General features: G+C 40.5%; 16 protein-coding genes. 3 read left to right on the forward strand and 13 right to left on the reverse strand.

The window, feature by feature from the left end; all coding sequences use genetic code 11:
* Positions 1 to 70 precede the first annotated feature (70 nt).
* Complete coding sequence (locus H6G86_RS05940; RefSeq protein ID WP_190933552.1) at positions 71 to 469, forward strand: nuclear transport factor 2 family protein; 399 nt, start codon at positions 71 to 73, stop codon at positions 467 to 469.
* A 29-nt stretch (positions 470 to 498) separates the two neighbouring features.
* Here the strand turns inward: H6G86_RS05940 and H6G86_RS05945 are convergent, their stop codons facing one another.
* From H6G86_RS05945 to H6G86_RS05970, 6 genes are all read right to left on the reverse strand, one after another.
* Positions 499 to 975 carry a hypothetical protein gene (locus tag H6G86_RS05945; RefSeq protein ID WP_190933553.1) on the reverse strand — a complete coding sequence of 159 codons (477 nt, stop codon included), beginning with the start codon at positions 973 to 975 and terminating at the stop codon, positions 499 to 501.
* A gap of 134 nt (positions 976 to 1,109) precedes the next feature.
* Positions 1,110 to 3,503, reverse strand: a complete 2,394-nt coding sequence (locus H6G86_RS05950; RefSeq protein ID WP_190933554.1) for a hybrid sensor histidine kinase/response regulator — start codon at positions 3,501 to 3,503, stop codon at positions 1,110 to 1,112.
* A gap of 762 nt (positions 3,504 to 4,265) precedes the next feature.
* A complete protein-coding gene (gene hpsU / locus H6G86_RS05955) occupies positions 4,266 to 4,847 on the reverse strand; it encodes a hormogonium polysaccharide biosynthesis acetyltransferase HpsU (protein ID WP_114083470.1) in 582 nt (193 codons plus the stop codon).
* 24 nt (positions 4,848 to 4,871) lie between these two features.
* A complete protein-coding gene (locus H6G86_RS05960; protein WP_190933555.1) occupies positions 4,872 to 5,828 on the reverse strand; it encodes a glycosyltransferase family 2 protein in 957 nt (318 codons plus the stop codon).
* A gap of 23 nt (positions 5,829 to 5,851) precedes the next feature.
* A complete protein-coding gene (locus H6G86_RS05965) occupies positions 5,852 to 6,784 on the reverse strand; it encodes a glycosyltransferase family 2 protein (protein WP_190933556.1) in 933 nt (310 codons plus the stop codon).
* Positions 6,785 to 6,918: 134 nt separating this feature from the next.
* Positions 6,919 to 7,728, reverse strand: coding sequence for a hypothetical protein (locus H6G86_RS05970; RefSeq protein ID WP_190933557.1), 810 nt, complete (start codon positions 7,726 to 7,728; stop codon positions 6,919 to 6,921).
* A 380-nt stretch (positions 7,729 to 8,108) separates the two neighbouring features.
* Between H6G86_RS05970 and cobU the strand changes: the two genes are divergently transcribed.
* Both cobU and H6G86_RS05980 read left to right on the forward strand, forming a co-directional pair.
* Positions 8,109 to 8,684: a bifunctional adenosylcobinamide kinase/adenosylcobinamide-phosphate guanylyltransferase gene (cobU, locus tag H6G86_RS05975; RefSeq protein WP_190933558.1), complete on the forward strand. Its 576-nt coding sequence runs from the start codon at positions 8,109 to 8,111 to the stop codon at positions 8,682 to 8,684.
* A 45-nt stretch (positions 8,685 to 8,729) separates the two neighbouring features.
* Positions 8,730 to 9,149 carry a hypothetical protein gene (locus tag H6G86_RS05980; RefSeq protein WP_179073184.1) on the forward strand — a complete coding sequence of 140 codons (420 nt, stop codon included), beginning with the start codon at positions 8,730 to 8,732 and terminating at the stop codon, positions 9,147 to 9,149.
* Between the two features lie 620 nt (positions 9,150 to 9,769).
* Here H6G86_RS05980 and H6G86_RS05985 read toward each other — a convergent pair.
* From H6G86_RS05985 to ndhI, 7 genes are all read right to left on the reverse strand, one after another.
* Positions 9,770 to 10,489 (reverse strand): DUF4079 domain-containing protein, encoded by a 720-nt coding sequence (locus H6G86_RS05985; RefSeq protein ID WP_190933559.1) that lies wholly within the window; start codon positions 10,487 to 10,489, stop codon positions 9,770 to 9,772.
* Between the two features lie 197 nt (positions 10,490 to 10,686).
* Positions 10,687 to 12,345: a glycosyltransferase family 39 protein gene (locus tag H6G86_RS05990; RefSeq protein ID WP_190933560.1), complete on the reverse strand. Its 1,659-nt coding sequence runs from the start codon at positions 12,343 to 12,345 to the stop codon at positions 10,687 to 10,689.
* A gap of 163 nt (positions 12,346 to 12,508) precedes the next feature.
* Positions 12,509 to 13,303, reverse strand: a complete 795-nt coding sequence (locus tag H6G86_RS05995; protein WP_190933561.1) for a GNAT family N-acetyltransferase — start codon at positions 13,301 to 13,303, stop codon at positions 12,509 to 12,511.
* Positions 13,304 to 13,719: 416 nt separating this feature from the next.
* A complete protein-coding gene (locus H6G86_RS06000; protein WP_012411870.1) occupies positions 13,720 to 14,640 on the reverse strand; it encodes an NAD(+) kinase in 921 nt (306 codons plus the stop codon).
* A 6-nt stretch (positions 14,641 to 14,646) separates the two neighbouring features.
* Positions 14,647 to 14,952, reverse strand: coding sequence for an NADH-quinone oxidoreductase subunit NuoK (gene nuoK, locus H6G86_RS06005; protein ID WP_006199065.1), 306 nt, complete (start codon positions 14,950 to 14,952; stop codon positions 14,647 to 14,649).
* A 59-nt stretch (positions 14,953 to 15,011) separates the two neighbouring features.
* Entirely contained in the window at positions 15,012 to 15,626 is a 615-nt protein-coding gene (locus H6G86_RS06010; RefSeq protein WP_190933562.1) for an NADH-quinone oxidoreductase subunit J, read from the reverse strand.
* A 122-nt stretch (positions 15,627 to 15,748) separates the two neighbouring features.
* On the reverse strand, positions 15,749 to 16,333 hold the full coding sequence (ndhI, locus tag H6G86_RS06015; RefSeq protein WP_099102630.1) for an NAD(P)H-quinone oxidoreductase subunit I: 585 nt from the start codon (positions 16,331 to 16,333) through the stop codon (positions 15,749 to 15,751).
* Positions 16,334 to 16,373 lie beyond the last annotated feature (40 nt).

Genomic DNA, 16,373 nt, shown 5'->3' on the forward strand with positions numbered 1-16,373 from the left:
ATTGTGGCAAAGTAGTTGTGAGGTTTTAAGTCACACAACATTAGTCTATATCTAGTTAGGGTGGGTGAGAATGACACAAGACTCAGAAAATACTTTAAAAGTTGCTCGAAAGGCATTTGAGCATCTTACGTATGGTATGGCAACTGGAGAGTGGGAAGCATTGTTAGATATGCTCACAGAAGATTTTACCCTTTGGTTTCCAATGGGTAAATTCCACGGTTTGAATGTCGGTAAACAGCGAGCTAGAGAATTTTTCGAGTACGTTTTTGAAGCCTTCAACCCTGGTTTGAACCTGACTGGTTTAGACCGTGTTACTAGCAATGAAACAACGGCTGTTTTTGAGTTTCGAGATGAGGGACTTTTGTTTGGACAGCTTTACAAAAATCGGGTAGCGGTTTCTTTTGATGTGCGTGGAGACAAAATTTGTGGCTATAGGGAATACTTTGGCAGCGATGGTAAATCCTATTAAATAATTCGTAATTACGAATTACGAATTATTTAGTTTCTCTCTGGGTTGAGTTTGTTGATTTCTTTGCACTTAGCTTCTGCGGCTTGATATGCTGCCAAATAGTCCTGACCACCCAACATCACATCACCATAATATTCATAAGGTGGATCGCCATAGATTGGTAATGGTTCATCTTCTGGATAATCTTCTTTCGATTCTTCAATGATGGCTTTCAATTTTTTAACCGTTAGCCTTTGTGCCGCAAAATACCAGAGTTCTTGGGGATTTTTGTTCAGGTGCGGTAATGTGGGATCGATAATGCGTACCTCAGAAGCATCGCCTAGTTCAATCCAACTGTGTTCAATCGGCCTGTATGGCTTTCCCACAAAAGTTAAAAATCCTTGGACATACCTTGCTCCCTCAGTAGATAATGCTGCTTTGTAGGCATTATCAAACGGAGTGCTAGCTCTGCTGTTTATGCGTTCAGCAGTTTTGATTGACAGCGTTTCATCCAATAGTTTGTTCATCAATAGCAAGGATTAGAGCAGCCATGAGAATATATTACCACTCATGGGCACTGGGGAATGGGGAATGGGAGATGAGGTAGAAATAACCAATGACGAATGACAAATGACAAATGACAAATGACAAATGACAAACTCTACTTTGTATTAATCACCATCTGTAAATTTCTTAACAAGTCGCTTGAGGTGTAGGGCTTGGACAAAAGGGTTTTGACACTATTACCAAGGATTTTAATCATTTCATGATTGGAAGCTAATCCACTAACACCAATAATTTTGATCTCTGGATTAATTTTTTTCAATACATTGATGGTTGTTGGCCCATCCATGTTTGGCATCATCATATCAATCAAGACTACACTAATTTCTTGTTGATATTCTGTATATAGTGCGATTGCATCAATACCATCACTAGCTACTATAACTTTATAGGAATTTTTTTCTAACCAGGTTTGAGTAACCTCTCGAATTGAATCTTCATCGTCAACAACGAGAATCAATTCTCCATGCCCCGGTGGTAATTCATCTCCAGCTAATTTACTATCTGTCTCCATTGTTTGCGTGACGGGTAAGCAAACTTGAAACTCTGTGCCTTTGCCCACGTCAGTCACTACATTCACAAAACCGAAATGGCTTTTTATAATCCCAAGCACTGTTGAAAGACCAAGCCCTGTGCCTTTTCCGACTTCTTTGGTTGTGAAAAATGGCTCAAAAATTCTATCTACTATTTCTCTCTTAATTCCTATGCCTGTATCACAGACGCTAATCATTACATAAGAACCTACCTTAGCATCAATATTCATTTTGGCGTAGTGACTATCAACCCAGAAATTCTTCGCAGAAATCTTTAGGATACCGCCATTAGGCATGGCATCATGAGCATTTATACATAGGTTCATTAGCACTTGGTGTAACTGAGTAGCATCACCAAAGATATTCCATAAGTTTTGCTCAGAAACATCAATACGGATTTCAATAGCTCTGGAAAATGTTTGCTTAATAATATTTTCAATTTCTGAAATCAAATACCGTACCTGTAAGGTTTTAAAGTTACTTACAGAGCCGCGTGAAAACCATAACACTTGTTTAACTAAATCTGCGGTGCGTTTAACATTTGTTTTCATAATTGTTAGCCATTGCTGACTTTTTTCATCTGGAAGCTGTGCCTCTAAAAGTTGCACTGCCATCAACATAGGTGTTAGTGCATTGTTAAGATCGTGGGCGATACCACTTGCTAGAGTGCCAAGGCTCTCCATTCGCTGGGCGCGGAGAAACTGCGCTTCAAGTTGTTTTTTCTCTGTAATGTCGGAGTTGACAATTAGGACGGATTTAGCTTGTCCCTCATTATCATTTACCAGTGTCCATCGGCTAGCAACGATAATCTCTTGGCCTTGTTTGGTAACTTGATATAACTCACCTTGCCACGAACCATGTTCAACTAAAGTTTTCTGGATGTTTTTGAGTTGGCCAAAACTTTGCTTTTGATACAAAAACTGATTGGCATTCTTGCTCAATGCTTCTTCTGCCATCCAACCGTACAGATGTTCAGCCCCTTTATTCCAAAATTGAATTTTGTTAACCAAATCTTGAACGATAATTGCGTCTGTGGTGATATCGAGCCAAGCTGCTTGCTCACGAATTTTTTGTTCTGCATTTTTGCGTTCATGTAGCACAGCTTGCTGTTCGGTAATATCAATTACAAAGCCCGCCATCCGAGCAACTTTGCCTGTAGAGTCTAAAAAGATATACCCGTTATTTTCAACTGTGATATAAGTGCCATCTTTGCGAGCGACGCGAAACTCAAGGTGGAATCGCTCTTTTGCGGATAAAACGCGGTTAATCTCTTCATTGAAGAATTTTCTATCATCAGGATGAACTAACTCTAACCAACGCTTCAAACCTCCTAACATCTCAGGCATAGAGTAACCTAATATTTGCTCTACATTGCCACCATATTTAATATCGTTGGTATCCAAGTACCAGTCGTAGAGAATTTGACCACTCGCTTGAATTAGTGCTTGGTAGCGATTGTTCCACTCATCTAATGCAGCTGAATGACATCGCAGTTCTTCTTCTACTCGCTGGCGCTCAAAGATTTCTATTTCTAAACGTTTATTTTGCTCTGTGAGTTTTTTTGTGAGGTTTCGTAAACGTAAATGGATATTTACCCTAGCTAAAACCTCTTTATGTTCTAGAGGTTTAGTTATGTAATCTACTGCCCCAAGATTCAAACCTTTGACTTGATCTATCTTATCGGTTATGGCAGTTAGAAATATTACTGGAATATCTTGAGTAGCTGGATTTGTTTTCAAAAGTCTACAAGTTTCAAAGCCGTCAATTCCTGGCATTAATACATCCAATAAGATTAGGTCAGGTAAGGCATTCTCTGCAATTTCAATGGCATTCATTCCATCTTCAGATACTAAAACCTTCAAGCCGTAATACTCCAAAAGCTTGAATAATATCTCTAAATTAATAGGGGCATCATCAACTATTAAAATGACATTCCTTTCATCTTTGTTAAAATTCATGCTTGCCTCCTATTAAATTTGTTTTAAATTTATCGCATTTGTTGATATTTAAAATCTTTGGCAAGTTGACGAACATGGTTGGCAAAGGGGACTTCATCACCTAATTCTTCCGGAGCATTCCAATGCAAGCAAATTGACCAAGATGATATATTGTTATTGCGATTAATTCTCTAACAAGATGCTAAATGAACCCTCCATTTTATTAGGTACTTTGCAAGAACGCCAAAGGCGATCGCAATAACAGTTTATACTTTTACACATTTGGGTGACTCTCACTTGTGGGAATGAGAAAAAATTTTGCTAATTAGGCTATCTCCTGGCTGATTTGGTGCATCATATCTTCTGCCAAATTTTTTAGATATGCACGAATTTTGGACTAGAAAGCAAAAAGATTTAATTAAAAGTAAACTATCTCCAGAAAATGCCTACTCCAGAAAATGCCTATATAAAGCAGAGCTTATAGGTCAATACAGTTCAGCTAAGTATTTCTTCTTTTTTTTTGCATCTTTTGTCTCCTTCTCTGCGAGACGCTGCGCGATGGCGGTAGCCTGCGGTAAGCCCTACGGTATGCCGGGGAACCCGTCCACCGGACTGGCTTACCGCTTTGCATCTAGGTTATAAACAATCGACTTTAGAGTTTTAGCCTTAACTGAACCTTATTGGTCTATATTTTATGCAATTGAGAACCGTTATAAATAAAATATGTAGAAAATTTAAGGTAGCCCAGCTAGCTGGGCTACTTTACTATCTTTATCTATAAAATCACGGGGTTGTAGGGGTATCCAGTTTTATGCGACTTGTCTTAGGACGACAGGGGCTTCCCCAACAAACCTGTCCAGAAGGCATATTCGTCAAAACAGTACTACGAGCGCCAATCACAGCATTAGCGCCGATTTGCACTCCCGGCCCAACGAAACAATCTGCTGCTACCCATGCACCATTGTTAATAGTGATACTCGCTGTTTTTAACCCAAAAGCAGGATCTTGGAGATCGTGACTACCAGTACACAGGTAACTTTTTTGGGAAACTACGCAGTGTTCACCGATGTGGATCTGATCGAGGCTGTAAAAAACTACGTTATCTCCAATCCAACTGTAGTTGCCAATGGTAACTTTCCAAGGATAGGTGAAGCGGGCGGTGGGTCGAATTAATACACCTTTGCCGATACGAGCGCCAAATAGTCGTAGCAAAGCACAACGCAGAATATTTAACGGTTGAGGAGTAAGGGGAAATGCGATCGCTTGTACAAGCCACCACAATAATACATACCAACTTGGCCGTCCCCGATCAAACCAAGATTGGTCATATTTGCGTAAATCTACAAAAGGTTGGTCATTTGTCATTTGTCATTTGTCATTTGTCATTAGTTATGAGTCAATAGTCAATAGCTTTACCTCTGCTCCTCTGCTCTCCTGCTCCCCTGCTTCTGCCTTTGGGGTAGTTGCAGTATTTAAATGACCACCACAATTACGTAATTCGTAAAGTTTAACGCCAATTTGATATTCATATTGACTCAGCAAGCGTGCATAAATATATCCAGCTTTGCCATCCAAAAAACCGCGTTGAATTATATAAAATAAAACAAACCGTAAAATGGGTTTAAATGGCAGGTGTACCCACACTTTTTTCAAAAAGCGCTTACGTTGCACTGCATCACCAAATAGATTCGCGCCGATGGTGCCGCTATCATCTTTACCTGTGAGAATATTAAAATAAACGCTGGCTTCCCAGTTGGAATAACGATTGTGCCGTTCTAGCCAGTGATAAAGATCGCGGAAGTCCTCGTGAAGCATATCATTTTTGAGATACCCAACTTTGCCCTGCAAAATTACATGTTCGTGAACTTCGTTGTCGCCAGTATTAGGAATATCTTCTGTATGTAGGTTTTCGTAGCGACCTTTTTTATGCTGAAATAAACGAAGATTCCAATCGGGATATTTCCCACCATAACGAATCCATTTTCCTAAGAAAAAGACACGGCGATTGAGGTAATAACCTGTATATTCCTGATTTTGAATTGCTTGGTCAATTTCTTCCCACAGTTCGGGAGTGATGCGCTCATCGCAATCTACAATTAGCACCCATTCGTTACGGAAAGGTAGATTATCTAAAGACCAATTTTTCTTTTTGGGCCAACGTCCATTGAAGTTGAATTGCACAACATTGACACCGTGGCTTTTCGCAATTTCAATGCTGTTATCTGTACTTTGAGAATCTACTACAAATATTTCATCTGCTCTGCTGAGGCTAGCAAGGCAGGCTGGTAAGTTTGCTTGTTCATTTTTTGCTGGAATTAATACAGAAACTGGTATTTTAGATGACATATCAGTATAAATTATGTTATTGGTTATTTCTTATTTGATGTGGATAAAAGACCTTGAATAGCTGCATTTAAGTAACCAATCTGACCGTAAGCATATACAAGTTTGTCAAACCGTTCTGCTGGATCAGAAAAATATTGCAATGCTTTATACAAGCCACGCACAAACCGTTCGCTACCTCGCTGCAATTGAGCGATTCCAGCTTTACCAGCGAGTTGTTCTCGATAGCATTCACTGATACCCTGCCACCAGCCTCGATTTAAAAACCAAGTGCGTTGTAGGCGTTCTGGGGCAACATTGTGAGCAACCAGCGCTTCAGGAAGATAAGCAACTTGCCAACCACGCTGTAGGGCAAATTCGGTCATTTGCAGTTCTTCATTTGATAATAGATTTTTCCCCACTCGACCGAGATGAGGATCAAAACCGCCAATTTCTTCTAGGAAACTACGGCGGATGGAATAATTTAAGCCTCTGGGTGTTAAGCCAGGTTGCTCGATGTAGATGTTACTGTCACCCAAGTCGTATGCACCCAGATTTGCAGCTAGCCCTGGAGATAGCCATCGTGGTTGTTCGATTCCTGGGGGCCATAAGAGAGTGACTTTGCCACCTGCGATCGCTAGTTTAGAATTATTGTAATAGGCAAAATATAAAACTTGTAGCCACCCAGGGCTAGCAACAGCATCGTCATCCAGATAAGCCAGAATGTTGCCACTACCTACTTTTGCGCCTGTGTTGCGGGCGACAGATAAACCGATAGTGGGTTCAAATACATACTTCAGGTGCGGATTGTGGGCCCTTTGTTCTACAACCTCACGAGTGCGATCGCTAGATCCATTATCAACTACCACAATTTCAAAGTCAGCAGCAAAATCCTGCGCTAAAAGACTATCAATTGCAGCCCCTAAATAGGTATCTCGATTGTGGGTACAGATAATGGCAGAGATTTGGGTATCTGGCATAGATTTTATTTTGGATTTGAGATTTGGGATTTTAGATAAAAATCTTAAATCCAACACATACCTGCTGAGAGTTAATCTAAACCAAAAATTACCGACCCACCAACCGAGTTTCTTCGGAAATAATCTTTAAAACTTCATGTTTGTTGAATATGACTGTGTAAAACTACAAGTGTTTGGGCCAGTTGACTCAGGCGGGTTTCTAAAGATTGCTTACGCCCCAACAGTTGACGTAACTTTTGGTAACGTGCGATCGCCATACTAACATTAGCAACCTGATCTGCTGGACATGGGCGTGACCAGACTTTACCAGCATCGTCTACACCACAGAGGCGGTAGCCAGTAATTGATGATTTATAAGATACTTTCCCACCAGTAGCGCAAATTTCTTCTACATAGTTCATCAAGCGGTCAACTTCTGCATGGCGCAGTGTTGCGGTTCCTCCCGGTTCTGGTTCGCTGGGATTGGATTCTAACCAGCCATTGACAATTGGCCCTTCTAAGTAAATATCCTGAATTTGGTTCAAAATATTTTGCAGTTCTATTTGCCAACCAGCAACAGTTTCCTGAATTTCTTGTAATAGATTCATCGCCAACGCTGGATTTGCTCCGTGGCGATGGTTACTAAAACTTGGAGTTTTCAACTTGGGTAAGCTGGGTGTTTTGCCCCCATTCTCTTGTGTTTGAAAGGTCTGCACAGAGTCATAGTGAGGAAAGAAATTCTGTTCAGGGGGATAATCACTCTCAGTATCTACACCCAATTCAACTGTTTGTTCTTCCTGAGATGATGGAGTTTGTGTACTTTCTGTGGATTCGTTGGCTCCGACACTGATTCTAAAAGAAAAAGGCCGTTTTGTCGTCGAATCAGTTGCTTCGGCGGCAGGGGCAGTGCCGCGATTCCCTAAATCGTGTAGAGTTGCTTCTATGCGTTTTAAGCCTGCGTTCATAAAGAAAGACATCCTAAATTTTGCTGTCCCCAATAGTGTTGAAGAAGAGGCAGGGGGGCAGGGAGCAGGGGGGGATAATTCAAATGGGGATTCGACCCAATAGAACTAGAACCACACTTGGTTGTTGTGGGGGAAGCTCCACAGCAGGGAGCAGGGATCATTTCCCCTTGCTCCTTTTCCCCCTGCCCCCTGCCTCTTGTTGAATCATTAAGAATGGGGTTGTTGGGATTTTCGGCTTTTGCCAGTTGTGACATTAATGATATTGGTGCTAATTTTATCCCTTAAAAGTTATTTGAAACCAAAAATCTCGCTGATAAAGTAAAAACTGTGGTGATAAATTGCAACTAGCTACTTATTGTTAAAATACTCAGAAAACAACTTTGGGTAAAATCATCTTAGTAACAGGGCCAGCACGATCTGGTAAAAGTGAATGGGCGGAAACTCTGGCTATGGAGTCAGGGAAAGCAGTTGTTTACGTAGCAACAGCGACCGATAACACAGATGACCAAGAATGGCATCAACGCATTTTAGAACACCAACAACGCCGTCCTCAAGATTGGGTAACTCTATCCGTACCTATAGAACTATCTGCTACCCTCGCCGATGCTAAACCCTATAACTGCCTTTTAGTAGATTCTTTAGGAACTTGGGTTGCTAATCTTTTAGAAGAGGACGAATCTAGCTGGGAAAATATCGTTGTAGAGTTATTAGAGACAGTGGAGCTAGTTGCTGCTGATGTGCTGTTTGTAGCAGAAGAGGTGGGTTGGGGTGTAGTACCAGCTTATCCTCTTGGGAGGATGTTCCGCGATCGCTTGGGTTCTTTAGTGCGCCAACTAGCTGCCCTTAGTGAAACTGTTTATTTAGTAACTGGTGGTCATGTTCTCAATCTCAGTGTCCTTGGTTCGCCATTGCCAGCCAGAAAGGATGCTGGAGTATTCAGAAGTCAAGATTCTTAACTATTGATTCAAATTAATCCAAAATCTAAAATCTAAAATTGTCTTATGGCAACCAAACAAGAAGTTAGAGGATACCTTGCCTACTGGTTTCAGTTGGGTAAGAAAGTGATTACGGGCAACGGGAAGGCAAGCATTTTGCCCAAATCGGTGCTAAATGGCGATCGCTATAGTGAAGAATTTGAAGAGTGCTGGCAGAAAATTATTGCGCCTGAATCAGGTGATTGTCATTTAGAGGGTACGCAAGAAACCATTGCTGAATTGTTGACACCAGCATGGGATATGGTTCCTTGTGGTCGTTGCAGTATGCCAGTAGCCGCGCGAAATGTCGGGATGCCGGCATTGTTATGTCCCTGTAATAGTTTGCCTAACTGGCCTAATACAGAACTGCCAGCACCACGAGAGCCAATTAAGACTCAAGACCAACTTAAAACAATTCGCGATCGGCTTGTAGATAATATTGCTTAAAAAAGAAGCAAGGAGGCAGGGAGTAGGAGGACAAGGGGAACAAGGGGGACAAGTCTTCTCCATCTTCCCTGTCTCTTCATTTATGCCCAATTCCCAATGTCTCATTCCCCCTGCCTCTTCGTTGAAGAAGAATCCAGAATCCAGCAATCTTTGAGTGGGGGATTCAAACCCGCCACTAATTGTAGACTGCGAAATCTTAGAGGATGTTTTAAAAGTGGTTGACTGTAATTTTAGGCACTTGTTGATCCCCTCTAACCCCCCTTTCCAAGGCTACCGTGTATACACAAGTTGAGTTGGGAATCACATGGACACAAAAGAACGGAAAATTATTTTTAAAATCCTTGATTTTCCGTTAAACCTCTATTAATAAGCTGGCACTATTGATAATTAGCTTACTCGATTCAAAACCTTGCCTACTAAGGCTTGTATCTTACCAGGCAAGGATTTTAGGACTTGTGTATACACAGTAGCTTAAAAAAGGGGGGAACCGGAATCAAAGTCCCCCTTTTTAAGGGGGATTTAGGGGGATCTAAAAGGTTTTGCTACCGACCAGAGGACTTTTAAAACATCCTCTTAGATATTGAGGAATTGGATAATTGATTTATTGGAAATCCCTTAGTTCACTTTGGTAATTGAGAATTTGGCGCTAGACAAGTTTTATTAGCAAAATCACACTGATAAATATAGGGTTCTTGCCAACTTAAAGGAATTTCTAATAAATCTCGCGTTCCTGTCATACCTTGTCCAATAAATAGCAACAAAGCAATGCAGTTTAAAATCGTATGGACAATCCGCCAACGATTGGATTTATCTTGATAAATATCTTGAACAATAGCTAACGAAAAAATCATTAGCAGTGCTGCGGTAATACCAATATAATAATGTGACCAATACCACTCATTGGTACGGCGAAATACTCCATCTTGACAGCCTAATATGACTAAACCTGCACCAGTTAAAGTAGCAAAAGCTGCCCGCCACACTCGCTGCTTTGCCCGATAAAGAAATACTAAAGAGGCGATAGTAGCAGCTAATATTAATAGGATAAAAACAACTTGAAAAGGTGCTTTATTCCATAATTGATTTTTAATAATATTTTTACCAATAGGGTAGCTTAATCCGATTAAAGTTAATCCGACAACCGCACTTGTTAGTCTTTCACCTAATTGCTTATGTTCTACACCCACTACTGGAGGAATTTTGCTCTTACTGCCGGCTAAAATTTGCAATCGGCGTTGGCGTGTTTGCCAAGCAAAATTAATCACTGTCCCAATCAGTGGAAACACGAATATGATTGCGATCGCTGGATGTAAAAGACCAAGAAAATCTGCTATTCCCATATAACACCTTTAAATTAATCATCAAATTAACCTTAAATGACAATTTAAAGCATCGTAGTACTACTTAAATTAATTTTAGATAAGAATCTGTTGAATATTTATTTTTGTTGTTTTTAGCTAATTTTAAGCAAGTAAAAGTGTAAATACTTTTTGAACAATAACTCTTTAAAAAGTAAACTTGTCTCATAACCAGATAGTCAACGATTGGATAATTTCGCCTTGCGGAAAATATCACGTTGGCGTACACTGCGAGGTTTAGCTAATTTCCAAATCGAATAATATTTGTCACTATAAACAATGTCTGTTTTCAAATTATATTTTTTTTCTATCGTTTCGCGCCAACTGTCTGAAGGATTGAATAAAAAAACATCAGCAAACTTATCAGGAATTTTAGGAATTTTTTGATTTTGAACCAACAGAAATTGTACCTTTGGCTCCAAAAGATAGCTTAGAGAAAAGACATTTCCATAATTATTACCTAAAGCATCACTAATCAAAAGTGGGCGAGTAGTCAGATTGATGATTTGGGCAACTTTGGGATTGCCATAGCTTATACCCTTATTCCACCAAGTTTCTGCTTGAAAATTAACCTTACAAGAAATTAAACCACAAATAATTACCAGTCCGACGATTGCATACCAAATATTATGGCGTGACACGCTCTCATTATATATTTGTGTACCTAGCAAGTAAGCAACAGCTACTTGAATCCCTAAATAAGATGGTATGAAATATGGTTCAGATGATTGTATACCCTCAACCATTAAATCTGGCAGTATTAGAGGCAGTGCTGGCACGACAATTAATATAATGATAAATAACCAAACTTTATAGTTAGTTGTTTGGCAAAGGAAATAAATTGAATATCCTACAAATATGAAACAAATTAATCCAATCAAATAGTTAAATTCATTATCTGAACTCAGGTTTATATCAAAAAATATTCGGCTTAATTGCATTAACAAAAATTCAAATCTAGGCATCAAAGATGATTGTGGTGTTGCCTTATCTGCTGAAATCAAAAATTGGAAAAAATCACCTATTACAACTACAAGCCAAGGCATGAATGCTAAAAAACCTATCAATGATGCTATAAGATAAGTTCTGACAGTTGAAGAGAACTGGAATCTGGCAGTAGTAATAACATAAATTCCGTGAGCAACTGCAACAAATGCACTCCAAAGAAATGTATAAAGACTGATTGCCAAAGTTACTGCATAAATACTCCAGATAGTAAATGTTTCTGGCTGTTGTCGTTGTTTTGCTAGCTGATCTTGATCTTGTGATTCCAGGCGCATTGCTCGCAGCAAAGAAGCGCTAGATAGTAATATGGTGACTAACCAGAGAATATATTCTTGTGCTTCTTGGGCGTATACTAGTTGAATTGGAGAAATTGCCATAAGTGCGATCGCTACACCAGGAACCAATAGCGGCACATTAAATAATTCTCGACATAGCCAATAAACACCAGGGAAAACCAGCAAACTGATTAAAGCAGATAAACTTCTGATTGCCGTCACCGAATTACCAAAAACTTCCAACCATAATCTGGCTATTATGTAATAAAGCGGTGGATGCAAAGAATCTTCTTTCGCCAAAGTCATGATTGTGTCATTTAAGCTTTTTTGATTTACCCCTTGAAACTGAGCAAAACTTTCTTTGCCAATGACGCTACCATTAAATAGTTTGTTTTGTGCTTCAGTTCTTGTATAACCAGAAATTCGCAATGAGGTATAGGTTTCATCATGAGAGTAAACCTTGGTATCAAGGTTAAAAAAGCGAAACAATATACCCATTGTCAATAAGAAAATAATTAAAAATCGCAACCAACTCGGAGCAAATTTGAGGTGGCGCATAAGTAGTTTTCCCAATATTTTATCTAAAATAATCCAGTCAGGCGCACTACTAGATGAAGTGTCGCAGCTACGCCCATCATCATAATTCGTAATTCGTAATTACGAGTTATATCTAAGTCTGTTCATTACACATCCCAAAGGATGTTAGGACTAAAGATAATTTTTACAATATTTGATAACGCCATCTAGCAAAGTCTTTGGTATTAGATATGGTTAAAAAATCAATAGTTTTAAAGTGTCGGTCGATAGCGGGAATACTGCATATTTTAGCTCCAATATTCAAGTATGCCTGCAAAATTTTAGGAATTTCCACATTACACGAGTCTGGACAATTTTGAGGCAGTTCTAGACAAGATTGTGAATTTGGATAAACTAAAATACTTGGATGCATCAAGCCATTGTTCTGAAAATAATTATAAGTGCAAGTAGCTTGCGAAGGAGATTGCGTTAGTAATGATGCACAGCCAAAGAAGTATTGATTTTTACTCCAGATCAGATAATTTGCTAGCCCTTTCCATAATAGTAAAAGTGCCTGACTGTTGCGATATTCTTTAGCTATACATGCACGCCCAACTTCAACTGATGCCTGAAGCACAGAATTAGGAATTGCATTAAGATTAAATATATCGGCAGCATCAAAGCCTAGTCTTTGAGAAGCCATTGTATAGGTTTGCATCCGATAAGTTCCAATGGTTTTACCCGTTTGTTTGGAAATCATGATTAAATGATGGCAAACTGCATCAAACTTATCTATATCCATCTGCGTAAAGTTAGAAGCAGAAAATCCCAAGCCTAGTTCTAGATTAAAAACTTCAAAGCGTAACCGAAAGATTGATTCTAATTCTTCTTCGGTTGAAGCCAGCCGTAGGGTATATTTTTCAGTTTGAAGTATGGGAAAATCTTCAAAAGAGGGAAGAGGATTCACTGAGTAATTGATGTTGCATCCAGAAACTTCCATCTATCTTCCTACCTAGATTTGCGAAAATATCCTACTATGATTTAGGCACTATACAAATAGTTCACATTATGCACTAATGTGTCGAAGCGTGATTGAGACAGTTTTCGATAAAATAACCTCTAGAGAGCTTTCTTGCTCTTTTGGATTAGAGGTATAGTGCTTTTATTATGGACATTAATTACTAAAAAATCTGGCAATAAGATACAAAATTTTCCTTTGATATAGGCTATAAATACAAGTCAAATAAAAGGACAAGGAGATAGGCTTTTGCCATAAGTCTCAGCAGAATGGGGAAAGCCCCTAGATGAATCTAGGGGCTTGGATGGTTTTGGTTGCGTAGGCGTAGCCCGTCGTAGACATCGCCTACCCGCCGTAGGCGATCGCAATCTGCGGTAGATGCACTCTAAAATACTTAATTAATTACGGTGATTATTGTTGTAGTGAACCCTTGTACCAGCCCAAAGCAACTTCTCCCGTAGCGTCTGATAGTAGGAATTGTTCTCGCGCAAAATAATAAATTTAGCCCGACACTCTGCCATCCGCACATCAACACGGTGTCCAGGCCAAATTGAAGTTCCCAAAACCCCATCTGTCCACAGTTTAGTACTCAAATCGTAATCCCCCAAAGGCCAAATACTCACCACAGAACCAGGGGGTAAAACGAGTGGACGACTAGAAAGGCTCATTGCACAAATGGGAGTGATGGTAAGCGCCTCCATACCATCGTGCATGATCGGCCCATTAGCAGAAACGGTGTAACCAGTAGAACCTGTGGGAGTCGAAATAATCAACCCATCCCCAACATACTGATCGACTACCTCACCATCGATTTCCATTTCTAGAATTGAGGTTATCATTCGGTCAGCAGAGGCGGGTTTGACACAAAATTCATTCAAAGCCAGGTAACGCTCACTCACTGGTTCTAAATTAGACCCGTGACCCTCATACACGGCAGCTTGTAACATCATCCGTCGTTGGATAGCATAGCGATCCTCAAACAGCCGATCCCAAACTTTCTCTGTATCCTGAAATTCTTCCACCGACTCAGTTAAAAACCCCAGATGGCCTCCCACATTCACTCCCAGAATAGGGATACCAGCTGGGGCTAAATGTCTGGCACCAGTTAAAACAGTACCATCGCCACCAAGTACCAAGGCGAGATCGATTGGTTGAGCCGCCGAAGCCAAAAAGACTGGATAAGGGTTGTCTTTTGGCCCGCTCGGCCCCATCAACACCTGGCACTCGCGGCTTTCTAGTTGTTTAGCACAGATTTCTGCCCATTGTTTACTCCGGGCATCCCGCGCTTTATAAGCAATGATTACCTGCTTGAGTTGCACGCACAGTTACCACTTCAGGAGATTGAACTGCTCCATATCGACGGTATCGCGGTTGCGATAAATGGCAAGCACGATCGCTAAACCCACCGCCGCCTCGGCCGCGGCCACGGTAATCACAAATACTGTGAAAACCTGACCCTTAATTAATGTTGAGTCGAGGAAGTTGGAAAATGCCATTAAATTCAGATTAACAGCATTGAGCAGTAATTCAATTGACATCAGCACCCGCACAGCGTTGCGGCTAGTAATTAAACCGTAGATGCCGATGCAGAATAAAGCTGCTGCTAGTAATAAAAAGTACTGGAGTTGCATGAATTTGGGTATCCCTCCTGAAAAAACTGGCTGTTTATCTGCGATTCAGGTCGCAAATATTACTCTTTTGTTTCGCTGGTTGTTGATACTAATTCTCTGGGGCGTTCTTGTAAAGTCAAAACAGTTTGCCCCACATTGGATCGTGTCAATTGATCTGGCAAATACTCACGACGTGCCAAAATAATTGCTCCTACCATCGCTATTAGCAGCAAAATGGAAGCCAGTTCAAAAGGTAGTAAAAAGTCAGTGAAAAAATGCTCTCCAATTACAACTATTGAGCTTTCACCACCCACTACAGGAGTAGTTGAGTAAGCCCAAGGAGTAGCCAGCACCATTGTACTTAAAAGACCAAACAATCCTACGCTGACTAGACCAGTAAGTAATTTACGCACCCAAGAGTTGGGAAATGCGACAAAATCTTGACGCTTGTTCACCAACATAATGGCAAACAAAATCAGCACGTTAACCGCCCCAACATAAATTAGTATTTGTGCCGATGCAACAAAATCACCATTTAGCAAGAGGTAGATTCCCGCAATACTGATGAATACACCCCCCAGCATAAAGGCAGAATAGACAATGCTAGAGAACAGCACCACACCAATGGCTGCCCCAATCATCATCACGCCCAGTATGCCAAGTGATACTAACTGTACTCCTTCTGCTAGATTCACTGTTTTTTGTCCTTAGTCATTGGTCATTGATCATTGGTCATTAGTCGGTCATTAGTCATTGGTCATTAGTCATTGGTCAAATAACAAAGGACAAATGACAATGGACAAATGACAAATTACATTTATTTTTCTGTTTGTTCTACCAGGTCTTCTGGACGCGCACCTGCACGTGGTGCATCGGCGGGTAGTCCGTGGGGTTCGAGGACACCCTTGGGTAGGTAAACTAGTTCGCGCAGTGGTGTAACCATTGGATCATCTGTTACCTTATAGGGCAGACGACCTAGCGCTACGCTGTCATAGTTCAATTCATGGCGATCGTAAGTGGCAAGCTCATACTCTTCTGTCATGGATAGACAGTTAGTAGGGCAAAATTCCACACAGTTACCGCAAAAGATACAAACTCCAAAGTCGATGCTGTAGTGGTTGAGTTTTTTCTTTTTGCTGGCTTTGTCGTATTCCCAATCGACTACAGGTAGGTTAATTGGACAAACACGAACGCAAACTTCGCAGGCGATGCACTTATCAAATTCAAAGTGAATCCTACCGCGAAACCGTTCGCCAGGAATCAGTTTCTCGTAAGGATACTGTACGGTAATTGGTCGCCGCCGCATGTGGTCGAATGTGACAGAAAGCCCCTGACCAATGTAACGTGCAGCCTGTACCGTTTCTTTGGCGTAATCACCAACTTGTTTCAGGAACTTGAGCATTTTTGGTTCACTCTCTCTTTTTAAGCTATCAGCGTTATTT

It is taken from the genome of Nostoc sp. FACHB-133, from assembly GCF_014698055.1.
GTDB lineage: Bacteria > Cyanobacteriota > Cyanobacteriia > Cyanobacteriales > Nostocaceae > Nostoc.